The following is a 16,419-nucleotide window of genomic DNA, read 5'->3' on the forward strand; positions in this document are numbered from 1 at the left end:
AGTAGTTGAAAAATATGGTATAAATTTAACAGGATAAGTATGCAGCCAATCACTGGAATAATAATCCATTATAAGAATATTATTCAATTGTATGACTGCATACTAGTTTGGAAATATATGTTGTACGAAATATGAGTTAATAAACAGTAATAGGCGTATAGACAAGTGGAATTTGTTCAAGAGATTATCCAAATATCCAGAATTAAATGCCTATTTACCAGAGACAATTGTTTATAAAAGTTTCGAAGATGTAAAAAAAATGCTATATAAATATGGATTTATATTTTTAAAATCTTTTCATGGCAGTTCAGGAGTAGAAGTTTTATCAATAGATAAGAAAAATAATGGATATATAATTAATTTTTACAAAAATGGATTAAGATCAAAAGAATTAGGTGGCATGAAAGAATTAAAAGAGATAGTTGAAAAATTTACAAGTAGAAAAAATTTTATTGTTCAACAGGGGATTCACCTATTTAAATATAAAGGTCGTAATATGGACCTACGTGTGTTGATACAAAGGGATAGTAGTGATCAGTGGAAAGTTACAGACTATTGGGCAAGAATTGCAAATGGTTCATTTACCATAACAAATCATTGTATTGGAGGAGAATCAAAGAAATACAAAAAAATTTATGAATCCACCAATAATAGAAACTACCTTCCTAGTGAAAAGGCAATAGGGGAAACTACAATAAAAATTGCTAAATATATTGAAAAAGAGTATGGTAGAACTGGAGAATTGGGAATGGATATGGCCATAGATAAAGACGGCAGAATATGGATTTTGGAAGCCAATAAAATCCCTGCTCAGGGTTCAATTGATAGAGCTGATAGAAAAGGTAATTCTAATAATTATTTATCAGTATTGGAATATACAATATTTCTATCAAAAAAATAGTAGATAGATAATAAACATTTAGTAACTATTCCTAGTCTATAGATTTCGTAACACTAAGCTTTCTTTATACAGTAACTTGCCTATAAGGGAAAATATATTGAAAATTTTTGGAATTGAGGAACGTCACAACATCTTATTCTACTTTAACATGACTCATGACCCTATCTACGAAGATTCACACTTTCGCTTGTGACAAGGACTTGGGTGGAAAAGATTTTCAATATATTTTCCTGAAATAGGCACACATAAAGCTGGTTTATAAATACGAAATCTATATAGATTTTAATTTCGCATATATATCTTTTAAGATATGTATACTCTCATATTTCTGCCATATATAATATAAAACTAAAATAAAGTTATATTTGCAAATAAAATTTTGAAGAAAATATACAGTTTTCCTGCAACAAAATACATTTATAGTCATACAAATAAAATAGAAAAACATTTTGTAGTTATCCAAATTACTAGTAATTTTCAAAATAGTTTTTAATAAGAATTAATAATTAATAATGAGGTGAAAAAATGCCTAAAGATAGAGAAGAAAATAAATATCCTTATAAAAAAAACAAACTAAAAAAAGATACTATTACTATTCAAAATTTGAAGGTGGCCTGTATTTTAGATGATTTTAGTTATGAATGTTTTAAGTATGAATGCAATCTAATTCCTCTAGGCAGTTATAACTGGAAACAAACCTTAATTAAAGAAAAACCTAATTTTCTATTAGTTGAATCAGCTTGGACCGGTCACAATGGCCAATGGAGAGGTAAAATAATAAACTTAAAAAATAAAGAAAATAACATGTTAAAGAATTTGGTTAATTGGTGTAAAAATAATAACATACCTACAGTCTTCTGGAATAAAGAAGACCCTGGGCACTTTCATGAGTTCATGGAAGCAGCTAAACTTTTTGATTATATTTTCACTACAGATTCTAATTGTATATGTGACTACAAAGAAGTAGTTAATCATAATAATATCTACACCTTACCATTTGCAGCTCAACCTAAAGTCCATAATCCAATTAATAAGGATACAGAAAAATTAGGAAAAGTAGCTTATGCAGGTAGTTGGTATGCCCAAAAATTGCCTCAACGAAGAAAAGATTTAGAAAATTTATTAAAGCCCTCACTTAAATATGGACTACATATTTATGATAGATATTATAATCTCACAAAATTGAATTACTATAAATTCCCATATATATATGCACCTTATATTAAAGGATCCCTTCCCTATAAAGAGATGATTCATACTTATAAAAAGTATGATATTTTTCTAAATGTTAATTCGTCACGTAATAGTCCTACAATGTTTTCAAGGAGAGTCTTTGAGTTATTAGTATGCGGAACTAATATTCTTAGTGGTTATTCATTAGGAATAAAAAATTTATTTCCAAATATAGTTAAAATATGTGAAACGCAACAAGATACAGAACAATATTTGAAAATGTTATTAGAAGATAAGGTTTTAAGAGACAAATTATCATTACTAGGGCAAAGAGCAATATTTAAGAAGCATACTTATAGACATAGGCTTGAAACAATAGTTGATAAAATCAACCTAAATTATAAAAAAGAAGATACACCTGGAGTATCTATAATTACATGTACTAATCGTCCTAATAATATTCATAATATATTCGAAAATTATGAGAACCAAAACTATAGTAAGAAAGAACTTATTATCATTATAAACAACAATAATATTCATATTGAAGAATGGAAAGAAAGAGCTAAAGAATATAAAAATGTAAGAGTATTTCAATTAGATGAATATATAACACTAGGAAAATGTTTAAACTTTGGAGTTGAACAGTCAACGTTTGAAATAATATCCAAGTTTGATGATGATGACTACTACGCACCTAACTATTTAATTGATCTAATTAATACTTTTACTTATACCAACGCATCAGTAGTTGGCAAATATTCAACTCATGTATACTTTGAAGACAGGAAGATTTTAGCATTAATATATCCTAATATAGAAAATAGATATATGCAATTTGTAACTGGCTCCACATTAACCTTCAAGAAAAAAGTATTTAATAGAGTCAAATTTATTAATAATTCCAAAAGTGAAGATACACAGTTTTTAAGAGACTGTAAAGCTCATGGTTTTAATATATATGCAACGGATAGGTTTAATCATGTATTTTGTAGAAAATCTTCTTTAGAAAAACATAGTTGGAAAATAAGTGATGATGAATTATTAAAAAAGTGTAAAATCATTGCCTATACAGATGATTATAAAAAAATCGTAACCATATAGACATACTTTATAAAAGCTACTATTAGCTCAAATAGGAGGTATAAGAAATGATAATTGTTGGAGTCCAATGGCCAGAAATAAAAAAAGATACTGTAAAGTTTTTGTGGCATACAAATAAAACTATCCCCTTATTTAAAAAAAATAATTTTTATTTTAGATATGAAGGATTAAATATTGAGAAAATGCCTATTGAAGTTTACTGGAATACTTTCCTTGCCCTAATGGTTCCAATGTTTAATCTTTGTAAAGAGGATGTTTTGTTTATTTTTCCCCATAGTATCCCATCTTTTATGGCTGAAACTTGGATAGATTTTCATAATGCTAGTAACATCTCAATATTTCCTTTATCAGATAAACCCTCTAAAGAATTGGCAACAATCAATAACAACTCTACAACTGTTAATTCTAAAGTAGGTATTCTCTTTGGAGGAGGAAAAGATTCTAGTTGTACTTTCTCTATTCTTTCAGAATTATATGGAATTGAAGATATATTACTTATTTCTTATGTATTTGGCCATGATGAATCTGCTATAAATAAAATTAATCAAAGACGAGAAAATATGATTTTAAAACCTTTAAAAAAGGATTCAAATGTTAATATACAAAAGATAATTTCAGATTTCCAATCAACTTTGACCAATCAATCTCATATTTATATTCCTCATACTGCTTTATTCACAGGTTCAGTTTTACCAGTGATTATTAAGTATAATATTTCTCTTTTAACTCATAGTAATGAATTTATTAGCTATACAACTGGTCATTATAATTCTAAAGTTACTCAATTTAATTTTAAACGGTCTCGTCCAGAATACGATAGTTATTTGTCACAACGAATTAATTCATTTTTCAGAACTGATCTTTCAATTAAGAACTTCAGCTATTTCATTTCAGATTTAGTAGCATTTAAACTTTTAGCCCATAGATACCCACACATACTTAAACATATTATGATGTGTGAAACTACTGAAAATCCAAAAGCAAAATGGTGTAAAAACTGTCACAAATGTGCTGTATATGTCTATTATAGCTTGTATACTGGTCATGAACAACATGACATTGATATTGACTACTTCTTTTCAGAAAGTTCATATATTAAAAATATATTAAAAAGTACAAAAAATCTAAAACCTACGGAAAATGGCAACTATCCATGGCACCCTTGTATAGGTTACCTTGAATCCTTTAGTCATATAATTGCATCAATTAACCCTGAAGAAGTTAGAAAAAGAACTTCTCCAAAAGGCTATCGTAATTTCTTGATTATTAAGAGTAGATATGGTAATAAGAAATTCCCTATTTATGAAAGTTTTATCCAACCAGCCTTTAAAAAATTATCACTTCCTTTTTCTAAAAAAATTCGAAAGATTATTACTACCCAATGTGCAGAAATTAAGGAAATGCCAGAATATTTTAATATACGTAATGGTAAGGCTACAATTGATTATAATTTAAATTGTCATATTCCTAAAATTTTTATTAAAAATCATGAAAAAAACACATATCTTCATAGTGTGAGTAATAAGTTACTTCAAGGTATAGAAGAGCTTACTAACAATAAAAATAATAATAAATTATAGATGACAATACTAGCTTCATTAATAAAATAGTATTATATTATTATTTTGAAAGTATCATTACAGCTTCATAGGAGGTGTAGAAAATGATAATTGTTAAAGTACAATATCCAGAAATAAAAAGAGATACTGTAAGATTCTTCTGGCATACAAACAAAACTATCTCCTTATTTAAAAAAAATGATTTCTATTTTAAATACGAAGGGTTAAATATAGAAAAATTTCCTATTGAAGTTTACTGGAATACTTTCCTTGCTCTAATGGTTCCAATGTTTAATATTTGTAAAGAAGATGTTTTATTTATTTTTCCCCATAGTATCCCATCTTTTATGGCTGAAACTTGGATAAATTTTCATAATGCTAGTAAGATTACAATATTTCCCTTGTCAGATAAGCCCTCTATAGAATTGAAAACAAATGGTGATAACTCTAATTCTAAAGTAGGTACTCTCTTTGGAGGAGGAAAGGATTCTGGTTGCACTTTCTCTATTCTTTCAGAAATATATGGAATTAAAGATATATTGCTTATTTCTTATGTATTTGGTCATGATAAATATTCTATAAACAAATTTGACAATAGGAGAGAAAATCTTCTTTTAAATCCTTTAAAAAAAGATTTCAATGTTAAGATACAAAAGATAATTTCAGATTTTCAATCGATTTTGACAAATGAATCTCATATTTATAGCCCCCATACAGCTCTATTTACAGGTACAGTTTTGCCTGTAATTATTAAATATAATATTTCTCTCTTAACTCACAGTAACGAGTTTATTAATTATACAACTGGATATTATAACTCTAATGTTACTAAATTTAATTTTAGGCGGTCTCGTCCAGAGTATGATAATTATTTATCACAAAGAATTAATTCATTTTTTAAAACTCATGTTTCAATTAACAATCTAAGTTATGCAATTTCAGATTTTGTAGCATTCAAAATTTTAGCCAAAAGATACCCACACATACTTAAATATATTATGATGTGTGAAACTACTGGAAATCCAAATATAAAGTGGTGTGGAAATTGTTATAAATGTGCTAAATATGTTTATTATAGTTTATATACTGGTCATGAACAATACGACATTGATATTGACTACTTCTTTTCAAAAAGTTCATATATTAAAAATATATTAAAAAATACAAAAGATCTAAAACCTGCAGAAAATGGCAACTATCCCTGGCATCCTTCTATAGGTTACAGTGAAGGATTTAATCATATAATTGCATCAATTAACCCTAAAGATGTTAGAAAAAGAACTTCCCAAAGAGGCTATCGTAATTTCTTGATTCTTAAGTATAGATATGGAAATAAGAAATTCCCAATTTATGAAAGTTTTATCCAACCAGCCTTTAAAAAATTATCACTTCCTTTTTCTAAAGAAATTGAAGAAATTATTACTACCCATTGTCCAGCAATTAAGGACATCCCAAAATATTTTATTATAGAAAACATTAAAACTACAATTGACTATAATTTAAATTGTCACATTCCTAAAATTTTTAATGTAAATCATCCCTATGAAAAATGTGAAAATGTAAATCATAAGTTCATTGAAAGAATAGAAGAATTTGATAAAAAAATATAATACAAATTAACGACCCTAGGGGATTTTTAACTAGGGTCGTGTTTATACTAAAATAAATTTATAATCTCATATTTTACCTATATAACTATATAAATAATTCTGGTTTTCTTCTGTAAGTACAATCAATTTCTAACTCATGTTTATGTCTTAAATAGTCCTTATCATCATAATATTTTCCATTAGTAGGACATTTTTTAATACAGGCACCACATTTAATGCAAATTCCATTTAATTTAGATACATCTTGAAAATCTATGGAACCCATGGGGCATACATTGGCACAAAGTTTACAATCAATACAATTATCATTTGTCTTTGGCGTAACCTTTCTAATATCAACAGGCATACCCTTTTCATTTTTAGGTCTATAGTATTTTCTATAGGGTTTATTCCCCTTTATTTCTACATTTTCAAATTTATCTCCCCTTCTTATCTTTTTGTATATCTTATTGGCAAAATCCCTTACTATGATCATATCTTCTTCATCAGGTCTATTTTTTGCAAGGGTTTTAGAAAAGGAATGTTCTCCTATAAATGATCCTGCTCCTATGACTTTAAATCCATTTGATTGAAGAATATCTCCTAATTCTATTAAAGCATCATCATAATTTCTATTTCCATAAAGGACTATAGGAATGGCTAGTGCACCATTACCCATAATAGAGTTTAGGTATTTTAGTAATACGTTAGGAACTCTCCCTGCATAAACGGGAACTCCTATTATTACTATATCATATTCATTAAATGATACTTGATTTTCTCTTACTAACGGTAAAGTAAAATCAATGTTATTTATACTCATTTCCCTATTCATATTCTCTGCAATTTTCTTTCCTAATTCCTCAACTACTTTTTTAGTTGTATCTGTAGCACTAAAATACATTGTGTTAATTCTTTTCCTCATTATAATCCCCCTTCATTAACCTTCTTGGCCAACTTTTATTATACTACTGTTAGAGTTATTATTCTATAGTTCCTAATCCCATCTTTAGGCACATTAAATAGAAAAATTTCCTCGGAAGTCTCTCTGAGGAAATTTTTCTATTTATTAAGGCATATTCAAAAAATTATGGTTATGTATTTCTTCTACTTTATTTACTTCTAAGGGCTTACTAAATACATACCCTTGAATATAATCACATTTTCCAACTTTAAGCCTCTTATATTGTTCCATATCCTCAATGCCCTCTGCTACTACTTTTAAGTTTAAACTATGGGCTAAAGAAATGATACTATCCATAACTGAAATGTTTTTCAGCTCTAAAAACTTGTCATTTAAAGATTTGTCTAACTTTATTTTATCCACTGGCAAAAACGTAAGATAACTAAGGGATGAATAACCTGTTCCAAAGTCATCTAAGGAAATTCCAATTCCTAAAGCCTTTAATCTATTTAAGAATTCTATAGTCTCATCCTTCTTTTCTAAAAATACACTCTCAGTAATTTCTATATCTATATACTTAGTTTCCACATGTTCTTTTTCTAATATATCCTGCAAAAAATCAATATAGCCTAGATCGTTTAATTGTTTTGCAGAAAAATTAATGGCTATAGGTTTTATGTTTAACCCCTTCTTTTTCCATACGCCTATTTGTTTAATTACTTTTTCTGCAACTATCCTTCCAATGTCCATTATCATACTAGTTTCTTCTGCTGCTGGTATGAAAACAGCTGGAGATAAGGTATACTCTTTCATTCTTAAAAGGGCCTCATAGCCTACTATTTCCCCTGTTAAGACGCAAACCTGTGGTTGATATAATACCTTGAATCCATCTTCTTCAATAGCTTTTCTTAACATTTGTTCTATCTTTATTTTTTCCTTTACCCTGTTTGCCATCTCACTATTAAAAAACATATAATTACTCTTACCTAAATTCTTCACCCTATACATGGCCACATCCGCATTTATTATTATTTGATTAACATCATTGCTATCAAAGGGATACAATGTGATTCCTATACTACAACTTATATGTATTTGGTTTTCTCCAATGATTATTCTCTTTTTTAATACATCAAGTATTTCCTTTGCATAATTTTCAATTTCTGTAACATCATCTTCCCCTTCTATCAAGATAAGAAACTCATCTCCACCAAACCTAGATATAAACAGTTTTTCATCTTGAATTTTTATAAGTTCCTTTGCAACTTTTTTAAGTACTTCATCTCCATATACATGACCTAATATGTCATTAATTTCTTTAAAATTATCAATGTCTAGTAACATTATGGCCCCTGGTCTACTTTCATTTATTTGCCTATTCAATTTCCCCATAAACTTTAATCGGTTAGGTAAATTAGTTAACACATCATGATAGGCCAAATGCTCAATACATTTTTCTTTCTCTTTTAATTTTGTTATGTCAAGGATAATCCCACTTATAACTTTTAAATTTTTCGTTTCCCCAAAAACTCCCTTTCCTCTAATCAATATCCATTTTACATTATTACAGATTCCTTTGAGTTTTACTTCTAAATGTATTTCTTCCATGTGACCTTCTTCATAAGCTTTAAACTCATCCTTTAATTTCTCTTTTTCCTCTTTATTAAAAAATTCATCTAAAATTTCATCAACATGTTCTTCTTCATTTATGTCTATTCCATAGGTATTTTTAACTTCTTCGGATAAATAGATAGTTCTATCTTCTAGATTATATTCCCAAACTACACTATCCGTACCTTTAATAGCAATCTGATATTTTTGTTTTAACTTTTCCAGTTTTTCAGTATACCTTTCTATCTCATCATATTGATCTCTTAAAGCTTCCTCTGATGCTATTAATTGCTCATATGCAGCGGCCATTTCTTCATTATATTCATTTAATTGTATTTCATTTTCCCTAAGGGATTTATTCACTATTGTGAGTTCCTTTGTTCGCGCTTCTACAATTCTTCTTAAAATAAATATGCCCATAATAAGTACAATTAAGACCAATATTATTAATCCTATTAACCAACTATATTCTTTTATCTCATCTAATAACCTTTTCTCTTCATATACCCCTAACCATTTATCATATATTTCTTCATATTTTCCTGTGTCCTTTAAAATTTTCAAACCATCATTTAATGTAAATAGTAAATCTTCATTATTTTTTTGTACAGCCATGGTATAGTTATTTTTAGCCACATCTATTCCATTTCCTTGTAAATTTTCAAGTTTATGTTCATTTATTATATAATTACCAGGAACTTTTAAAACAGCTCCATAGTCATAGGTTCCCATGGAAACTAATTTTAAAGCTTCCCCTATGGTGGCCACCTTAACAAATTCTATATGAAGATTTTGATCTGCTAAATACTCATGAACTATGCCACCTTCCTGTACTACTACAGTTAAGCCTTTTAACTCTTTTATATCCTTAATTTCCTTTCCTCTTCTAGTAAAAATTTCCCCATTTGTAATGGTATGCCTTGTTGTAAAATTATATATTTTTTCCCTCTCTTCTGAATAAACCATACCTGAGATCATATGAATTTTTCCATTTTCTAAATTCTTTCTAACCACATTCCAATCTGATAGTTTAAATTCAGCCTTCAGACCCATTACTCCTAAGGCCTCCCTTGCCAGATCAATATTAAATCCTGCTGGGTTACCATTTTTGTCTAAAAAACTATAAGGAGGGTAATTGGCATCATCACCAATAATAATTATATCTTTAGATTGATTTTCAATTTCTTGGTTCATTTCTAAATCTCTATCTCTATTTTCACCTACATATCCATAAGAATAGGATAAAGTAAACTGTACAATTATCATACTAAAGAAGATTGTCATGAACAGAATTTTTTTATTCTTCATATTATTTATCTCCTCTCTTATTAACCATAACACTAATAACATGTTTGTCCTATTATTTTATAATAAAAATTCCTTTTTTTCTATAAATTTCTTTAAATAATCTTTAAGTTATTTGATTATAGATTTCTTGGTTGTAAATTTGTTTTATACAGTAACTTGCCTACAATGGAAAATTTTTTCAATATATTTTCCTGAAGTAGGCCCTCATAAAGCAAGTTTATAAATACGAAATCTATAAGGCATATGAAAAATATCCTAATAAAAATAATAATCTCATTCCTCTTAGGAATGAGATTATGGATATGAGTTTATTCTACATGAAAATTGATACTCCAGGCCCTAATGATATATTAAAAAAATACCAAATAATTAATAATACTGTAAAACCAATTAAATATGCAATTGAATAGGGAATCATTAAGGATATAACTGTACCTATTCCGTTGGTTTCCTTTTCATCTGTTTTATATTGATTCATTATGCTTATAATAACTGGAATATAATAAGATAAGGGCGATATAATATTTGTTGACGAATCCCCAATTCTATAGGCAACTTGGGTTAAAGCTGGAGATAATCCCATAATTGAAAACATAGGCACAAATACAGGTCCTAATATTAACCACTTAGCTGAACCGCTTGTAACAAATAAATTAATCACTGTTGAAAGTAGTATGAACATAATTATAAGAGGCATACCACCTATATTTAAAGCCCTTAAAAATTCTGCACCATTCACTGCTAGTATAATAGTTAAATTACTTAATTTAAAGAAATATATAAACATGGATGCAGGAAGGGCCACAATTAAAAAACTTAAAGAACCCCTTAAACCATCTTCCATAATCTTAGGAATATCTTTTTCAGATTTGATTACTCCTATGGTTTTTCCATATACAATACCTACAAAGACAAAGAAGAAAAAAAGTATTGGAACAATGCCCTTAGTCAAAGTGGATTTAGGTAAGATACCCCCATCTCCATTTCTAAAGAATGACCCTTCTGGTACTGTTAAAATTAAAATAAATCCAATGTATATTAATGCAGTTATACCCGCATTTCTTAAGCCTCTGTTTTCTTTTTCTGTTACTTTATGTTCTTCAAGGGATGACTTATCTACTTTATTGTTCGTATCACCTAAAAACTTTACTGTAAATTTCTCCGTTACTAATACGGTCAAGAAAGTAACAACAAATGTTGCTCCAATCATGAAGTACCAGTTTATAAGGGCATGTGTTGGAGCATCAATTCCCATACCCCCCGCAGCCGATTCAGTGATCCCTGCTAAGAGGGCATCTGTACCTGCAATCATAAAATTGGCTGTAAAACCACCAGATGCCGCTGCAAAGCCTGTAACTATACCTACTTTGGGATTACGTCCCAAAGCTTTAAATATGGCCCCACCAATGGCAGCAGTAAAAATCATACCTGCATCAGAAGCTAGGTTTGCATTAATTCCTACAATTGCTAATACTCCCGTAACCATATAAGATGGCGCACCTAGTATGGTCTTTCTCATAAAAGCATTAATAAGTCCTGTTTGTTCAACCATTCCTATACCAATCATCATGGTCATTATTAAACCAATGGGAGCAAATGCCACGTAGATTTTAACAAATCTTTCTACAAATGGCCTCATGCCAGCATAACTTAAAAGGTTCATAACCTCTACAGTTACTTTCTTAGGGGCCTCACCTCCATTTCTAGAAGCGGCCATATATGTCACTGATATGCCACCTTTATTTAACAAATAAGAAAGTAAAAGTACAATTATTGTTAACCCCACAAATAAAGTAAATGGATGGGGCAATTTATTTCCAACAATCTCAATTCTCCTAATAAAATTTGAAAATCTAGAATTAATATTTCCTTCATCTTTTCTTTCCTTTATCAATCCTTTCATTTCTATCCCCCTTCTTCTGCTGGTTGAAATATTAATTTAATCGTCCCATTTATCTCTTCTTTCATTTCCATTAATGCCTAGCCCTAAATTCCAGCATGAAAGTTTGGCATATAGGATATACACTCCCTATATAGTGTTAATATATTCTACTTTTATTTTTATATTACAATTTTACATAGGAAAATTAATAGCCTTATTATTAATTATGACAAATAATATGAAGGAATTTTTTTCTTCTTAATTATTGAAATCTTTAAAACACAAAAGACCCATATTGCTAAAGGCAACAGGGGTCTTTTAAAATAAACTTACATTTTAAATTTATCTATTTGATTATTAAGTTTTAAAGATAATTCATTTAGCTTTTGTGCACTTTGTGCAGCGTCTTCAATTGTGCTAACTTGCTGTTGTGCAGAGGCATTAACTTCCTCAGATGCTGCAGCAGTTTCTTCTGATACTGCTGAAATATTTTCTATGGACTTAACAATTAAATCCTTATCTTTTGTTACCTCTACTACATATTTGCTAACATCATCTATTTCATTTGTAATAATATCTATTGATTTTGATATTTTTTCAAAGGCATTATTCACATCTTGTACAGATTTTGTCTGGTCTAATGAAATATTTTTTACTTCATTCATAATATGAACTGTATTTCTATTTTCCTGTTGGATAGCATCTACTATTCCTTTTATTTCATCCGTTGCAATACTCGAACCTTCAGCAAGTTTTCTTATTTCTTCAGCTACTACTGCAAATCCCTTTCCAGCTTCTCCTGCCCTTGCTGCTTCTATAGATGCATTTAATGCTAATAAATTTGTTTGCTCTGATATGGATCTTATTGTATCTAGTATATTTTCAATTTCATTAGATTTTTCGCTTAATTGTTTTATTGCTATTTCTATTTTATCAATAGATTGATTATTTAAATTTGTCTTTTCCTTAAGATCCTTTACTACTCTAACACCTTCTACATTTATGCCCATTACTTCATTAGCATTTTTAGCCATAGTATTAGTATTATTTTCTAGTTTATCAAATTTATCATCTAATTCAGATGCAAGTCTTGCCCCTTCTTCTGCATCTCCTGCTTGTTCGCTGGCTCCTTTTGCTATTTCTTCAACAGATCTTGCTACTTCCTCACTGCTTGCACTAACTTCTTCTGATGTGGCAGCTAAATTCATAGCCGCTCCTGATACTTCTTCACTAACCTCTTTTGCATCTAATAGAAGACCTTTCACATTTTCTATCATAATATTAAAACTATTTGCCATTACTCCAATTTCATCACTTGATTTTATGTCTAATTTTACAGTAAAATCTCCATCTTTAACCTTATTCATAGTATCTACTATTACTTTTACATTGTTTGTAATTTTCCCCGCAAATAATATTCCTGCACTAGCTGCTATTATAAATATAATTATTCCTATTAGTCCAGAGGTAGTTAGTATCCCCTTTGTATCCTCTTCAATTTCATCTATATACATGGCCGATAAAACGGTCCATCCAAATTGTGGCATTTTTTTGTAGGCAGAAAACTTTTGAGACATGGTCCCATCAGCTTCTTTCCATTTATAATCTACAATTCCCGATTCTGAGTTACCATGTACAATTTCTTTTATTTGGGATATATGTATTTCTTTTCCAATCAGTTTAGTGTCCTTATGAGTAATAAAGTTCCCTTTAGAATCTAATATATATGGATACCCCTTCTTTCCCACTTTTATAGAACTAACTTTTTCAGCCAATCTCTCCACAGGCATTGTTACACCTACTACACCTACCAATTTACTTTTGGTTGGATCTTCATATACTGGCGCTGCACATGCAATTACAAGCTTTCCACTAACTGGATCTGTAAATATATCTGTAAAAATTGTAGTTTTCTTTTCTACAGCTTTTTTGTACCACCCTCTTAATCTAGGGTCATAATCACTTGCCACATGAACCTTAGGGTAAATTATAAAATCACCTTCAATAGTTGCCATATAAATTAAGGAAGCATCCTTATAACTACTTATGTAGTCTTCAAATAACTCCATCAAGAAAGGTTCATATTCTGGATGGATCAAAATCTGCTCAGCATCTACATTTTTACTAATCATTTCAATACCATAGGTATATCCTTCAAAGTAATTTTCAGTGGATTCCTTTATATCATTGTTTAAGGCTTCCATAGAACTCTTAAATTGATTTTCCAATGAATTTTTTGCTTTCACATAGGATGTTATTCCTAAAATCGAAAGGGGTATAATTGTTAATGATAGAATTAAAATAATTACCTTTTTTTTAATTGTAAATTTCATAAAACTCTCCTTTTAACGTAATATTTGTGATAAATGGTCATATTCTGTAAAAATATATTTATACTCATTTTTATAAAAGCTTTTAAATGCAATTCATACAAAATATTTGTTTCTTCTCTATTTTTCTACATTTTTCATTTTAACATCTATTTAATATAAAAATCAATTACCACTACCTCCCATATAAATAGAAAGACCAGTTTTTTCACATTATTATCCATGTGAAAAAAACCGATCTTTCTATATTCATAAAATTTCTTATAATTCAATAATTATTCTCTTTTATCTATTTTACATTATTAGTAAAATTATAAACTATTTACATCTTATAATAATACGTATTATTCCCATAATAATATATGTAAGCATGATAACTTATAACAAAATAATTGGAGGTATATTAATAATGAGAAAAGGTAAATCACCTAAATCAAGAAAAAACAGTAACCCTATGGGACAAGGACTTTCTTCTGGTATGCCCACTGGAACAGGTATGGGTTTAAATAATTCCACTTCAGTAGGTCAAGGAGAAATCCAACATGCAAAGAAAAATATGGGTACCAACGGAACTATGGGACAAACACCTTCTCCAGGTATGACACCAGGAACTGGTGTAGGTTTAAGTAACTCCACATCTGTAGGTACAGCAGAAGTTCAACACGCAAAGAAAAAAGTTAAAGAAAGCGGTAATATGAACCCTAACAATAGAGGCTTATATTAATTTTTATAACTCCTTGAGTATTCAAACTCAAGGAGTATTTATATTAGCAAAACTTATCACAATAAATACAAGAACATTATAATCTGTCCTCTTAACATATTAATGAATGGATTGTCAACACTGGTTCACTGCCATTTGATTCCATTAACTCCCATGAGCTTCCTTCAGATCCTTTCATCACCCAAAACATCCTTGCCTACAGCATTAGCTAGATGGCAAGTTTTATTCCAAAAAATGGGCTCGATAACATGCCTTGCAAACCTAAAACCGCCAGCCCTATGGGCTGACGGTTAAAATCGGATTTTTCTTCTTAATATGGTTTTATCTTAGGCTTTAAGTTTATTTATTTTGTCACCTTAAATGAATTAAAAAACTTTTCTCTGTTCTCTTTATATTTATCATCTTCATCACTAATTACTGATGTTTGATACATTACATTATCTATTAAAACAACTTGCTGATGTGCTTTTAAAGTTCTTCCTTCTGCATTAATATCATATGTTACGTATTTTCCTGCATGTCCAGCAATAGTTATATCTTCTATATTAGCATTTGTACCACCTGTATTCGCTACGGCACCATTGCATCCATTAGTCATTACAACATCTGGGTCTTGACTTAATACTGCATCTGGCATTGTGTTACGAGCAACATTATATGCCACATTCTTTTCTTCTACCATAAAAAATTCTATCTTCATTTCTCCAGCTTGAGTATCTATTGTTTGTGTTTCAACCTTAGGTTCTCCTGGGAAGTCTATAGAAAAACTACTATCCTCTGATGTGAATGTTTTAAATGCCGCCTCTGAGCTTCCACAGCCTACCATCATACTTCCTACTAAACACACTAACATAAATATAGTTATAATTTTTTTCATATTTTATTCTCCTCTACTTTCTATTTTTATAAATTATACCCTTACAGAAAACACCATATTAGTTCCATCCATGTTTTTACAAAAATCATTGTATACTATAACAAGGTTTTGCATAAATCTTTTTAATCCAATTGGAAATTTATTGAAATATTTCTGCACTTTTACATAGTATATATTATTCTACATTTTTTGCAATAGAGAACTGGATATATGGGATATATTTCCTACGACTTTTTCCCTATTTTTTACATGAACACCAAAAAATACTAGCTTCTTTATTAAGAAACTAGTATTTATAAAGAAATGTTAGCTTAGACACGTAAGTTTTGTACAAAAATAGTCTATTCTTTTGGATAATTATTCTTTGGTATTTTAGGCAAAAAATAACTAAAGGTAATACCATATCCCTTATCGAAGTAGTGTTTTCCCAAAAACTCTAACGAAAGGTGGTATTACC

10 protein-coding genes are annotated in these 16,419 nt (G+C 29.2%); 5 read left to right on the forward strand and 5 right to left on the reverse strand.

Annotated elements, in window-relative coordinates; all coding sequences use genetic code 11:
• Nucleotides 1-139: 139 nt before the first annotated feature.
• The 4 genes from N4A57_RS15005 to N4A57_RS15020 all read left to right on the forward strand — a co-directional run bounded on the left by N4A57_RS15005 (nucleotide 140) and on the right by N4A57_RS15020 (nucleotide 6,347).
• On the forward strand, nucleotides 140-901 hold the full coding sequence (locus N4A57_RS15005) for a YheC/YheD family protein (protein WP_293658850.1): 762 nt from the start codon (nucleotides 140-142) through the stop codon (nucleotides 899-901).
• Nucleotides 902-1,426: 525 nt separating this feature from the next.
• Entirely contained in the window at nucleotides 1,427-3,178 is a 1,752-nt protein-coding gene (locus tag N4A57_RS15010; RefSeq protein ID WP_293658840.1) for a glycosyltransferase family protein, read from the forward strand.
• Between the two features lie 47 nt (nucleotides 3,179-3,225).
• A complete protein-coding gene (locus N4A57_RS15015; RefSeq protein ID WP_293658841.1) occupies nucleotides 3,226-4,758 on the forward strand; it encodes a hypothetical protein in 1,533 nt (510 codons plus the stop codon).
• 83 nt (nucleotides 4,759-4,841) lie between these two features.
• Complete coding sequence (locus N4A57_RS15020) at nucleotides 4,842-6,347, forward strand: hypothetical protein (RefSeq protein ID WP_293658842.1); 1,506 nt, start codon at nucleotides 4,842-4,844, stop codon at nucleotides 6,345-6,347.
• Between the two features lie 85 nt (nucleotides 6,348-6,432).
• Here the strand turns inward: N4A57_RS15020 and N4A57_RS15025 are convergent, their stop codons facing one another.
• The 4 genes from N4A57_RS15025 to N4A57_RS15040 all read right to left on the reverse strand — a co-directional run bounded on the left by N4A57_RS15025 (nucleotide 6,433) and on the right by N4A57_RS15040 (nucleotide 14,364).
• Entirely contained in the window at nucleotides 6,433-7,251 is an 819-nt protein-coding gene (locus N4A57_RS15025; RefSeq protein ID WP_293658844.1) for an EFR1 family ferrodoxin, read from the reverse strand.
• 144 nt (nucleotides 7,252-7,395) lie between these two features.
• Entirely contained in the window at nucleotides 7,396-10,149 is a 2,754-nt protein-coding gene (locus tag N4A57_RS15030; protein ID WP_293658845.1) for an EAL domain-containing protein, read from the reverse strand.
• Nucleotides 10,150-10,462: 313 nt separating this feature from the next.
• Nucleotides 10,463-12,052 (reverse strand): AbgT family transporter, encoded by a 1,590-nt coding sequence (locus N4A57_RS15035; protein ID WP_293658846.1) that lies wholly within the window; start codon nucleotides 12,050-12,052, stop codon nucleotides 10,463-10,465.
• A 308-nt stretch (nucleotides 12,053-12,360) separates the two neighbouring features.
• Entirely contained in the window at nucleotides 12,361-14,364 is a 2,004-nt protein-coding gene (locus tag N4A57_RS15040) for a methyl-accepting chemotaxis protein (RefSeq protein ID WP_293658847.1), read from the reverse strand.
• Between the two features lie 406 nt (nucleotides 14,365-14,770).
• Between N4A57_RS15040 and N4A57_RS15045 the strand changes: the two genes are divergently transcribed.
• Nucleotides 14,771-15,085 (forward strand): hypothetical protein, encoded by a 315-nt coding sequence (locus N4A57_RS15045; RefSeq protein ID WP_293658848.1) that lies wholly within the window; start codon nucleotides 14,771-14,773, stop codon nucleotides 15,083-15,085.
• Between the two features lie 343 nt (nucleotides 15,086-15,428).
• Here the strand turns inward: N4A57_RS15045 and N4A57_RS15050 are convergent, their stop codons facing one another.
• Nucleotides 15,429-15,962, reverse strand: a complete 534-nt coding sequence (locus N4A57_RS15050; protein WP_293658849.1) for a hypothetical protein — start codon at nucleotides 15,960-15,962, stop codon at nucleotides 15,429-15,431.
• Between the last annotated feature and the right edge of the window lie 457 nt (nucleotides 15,963-16,419).

This window comes from Anaeromicrobium sp. (assembly GCF_025210435.1).
Classification (GTDB): Bacteria; Bacillota; Clostridia; order Peptostreptococcales; family Thermotaleaceae; genus Anaeromicrobium.

What these genes read in the sequence shown, in the direction of transcription:
- N4A57_RS15010 (WP_293658840.1), top strand. Translation starts at nt 1,427, where the DNA reads ATGCCTAAAGATAGAGAAGAAAATAAATATCCTTATAAAAAAAACAAA.
- N4A57_RS15015 (WP_293658841.1), top strand. Translation starts at nt 3,226, where the DNA reads ATGATAATTGTTGGAGTCCAATGGCCAGAAATAAAAAAAGATACTGTA.
- N4A57_RS15020 (WP_293658842.1), top strand. Translation starts at nt 4,842, where the DNA reads ATGATAATTGTTAAAGTACAATATCCAGAAATAAAAAGAGATACTGTA.
- N4A57_RS15025 (WP_293658844.1), bottom strand. Translation starts at nt 7,251, where the DNA reads ATGAGGAAAAGAATTAACACAATGTATTTTAGTGCTACAGATACAACT.
- N4A57_RS15030 (WP_293658845.1), bottom strand. Translation starts at nt 10,149, where the DNA reads ATGAAGAATAAAAAAATTCTGTTCATGACAATCTTCTTTAGTATGATA.
- N4A57_RS15035 (WP_293658846.1), bottom strand. Translation starts at nt 12,052, where the DNA reads ATGAAAGGATTGATAAAGGAAAGAAAAGATGAAGGAAATATTAATTCT.
- N4A57_RS15040 (WP_293658847.1), bottom strand. Translation starts at nt 14,364, where the DNA reads ATGAAATTTACAATTAAAAAAAAGGTAATTATTTTAATTCTATCATTA.
- N4A57_RS15045 (WP_293658848.1), top strand. Translation starts at nt 14,771, where the DNA reads ATGAGAAAAGGTAAATCACCTAAATCAAGAAAAAACAGTAACCCTATG.
- N4A57_RS15050 (WP_293658849.1), bottom strand. Translation starts at nt 15,962, where the DNA reads ATGAAAAAAATTATAACTATATTTATGTTAGTGTGTTTAGTAGGAAGT.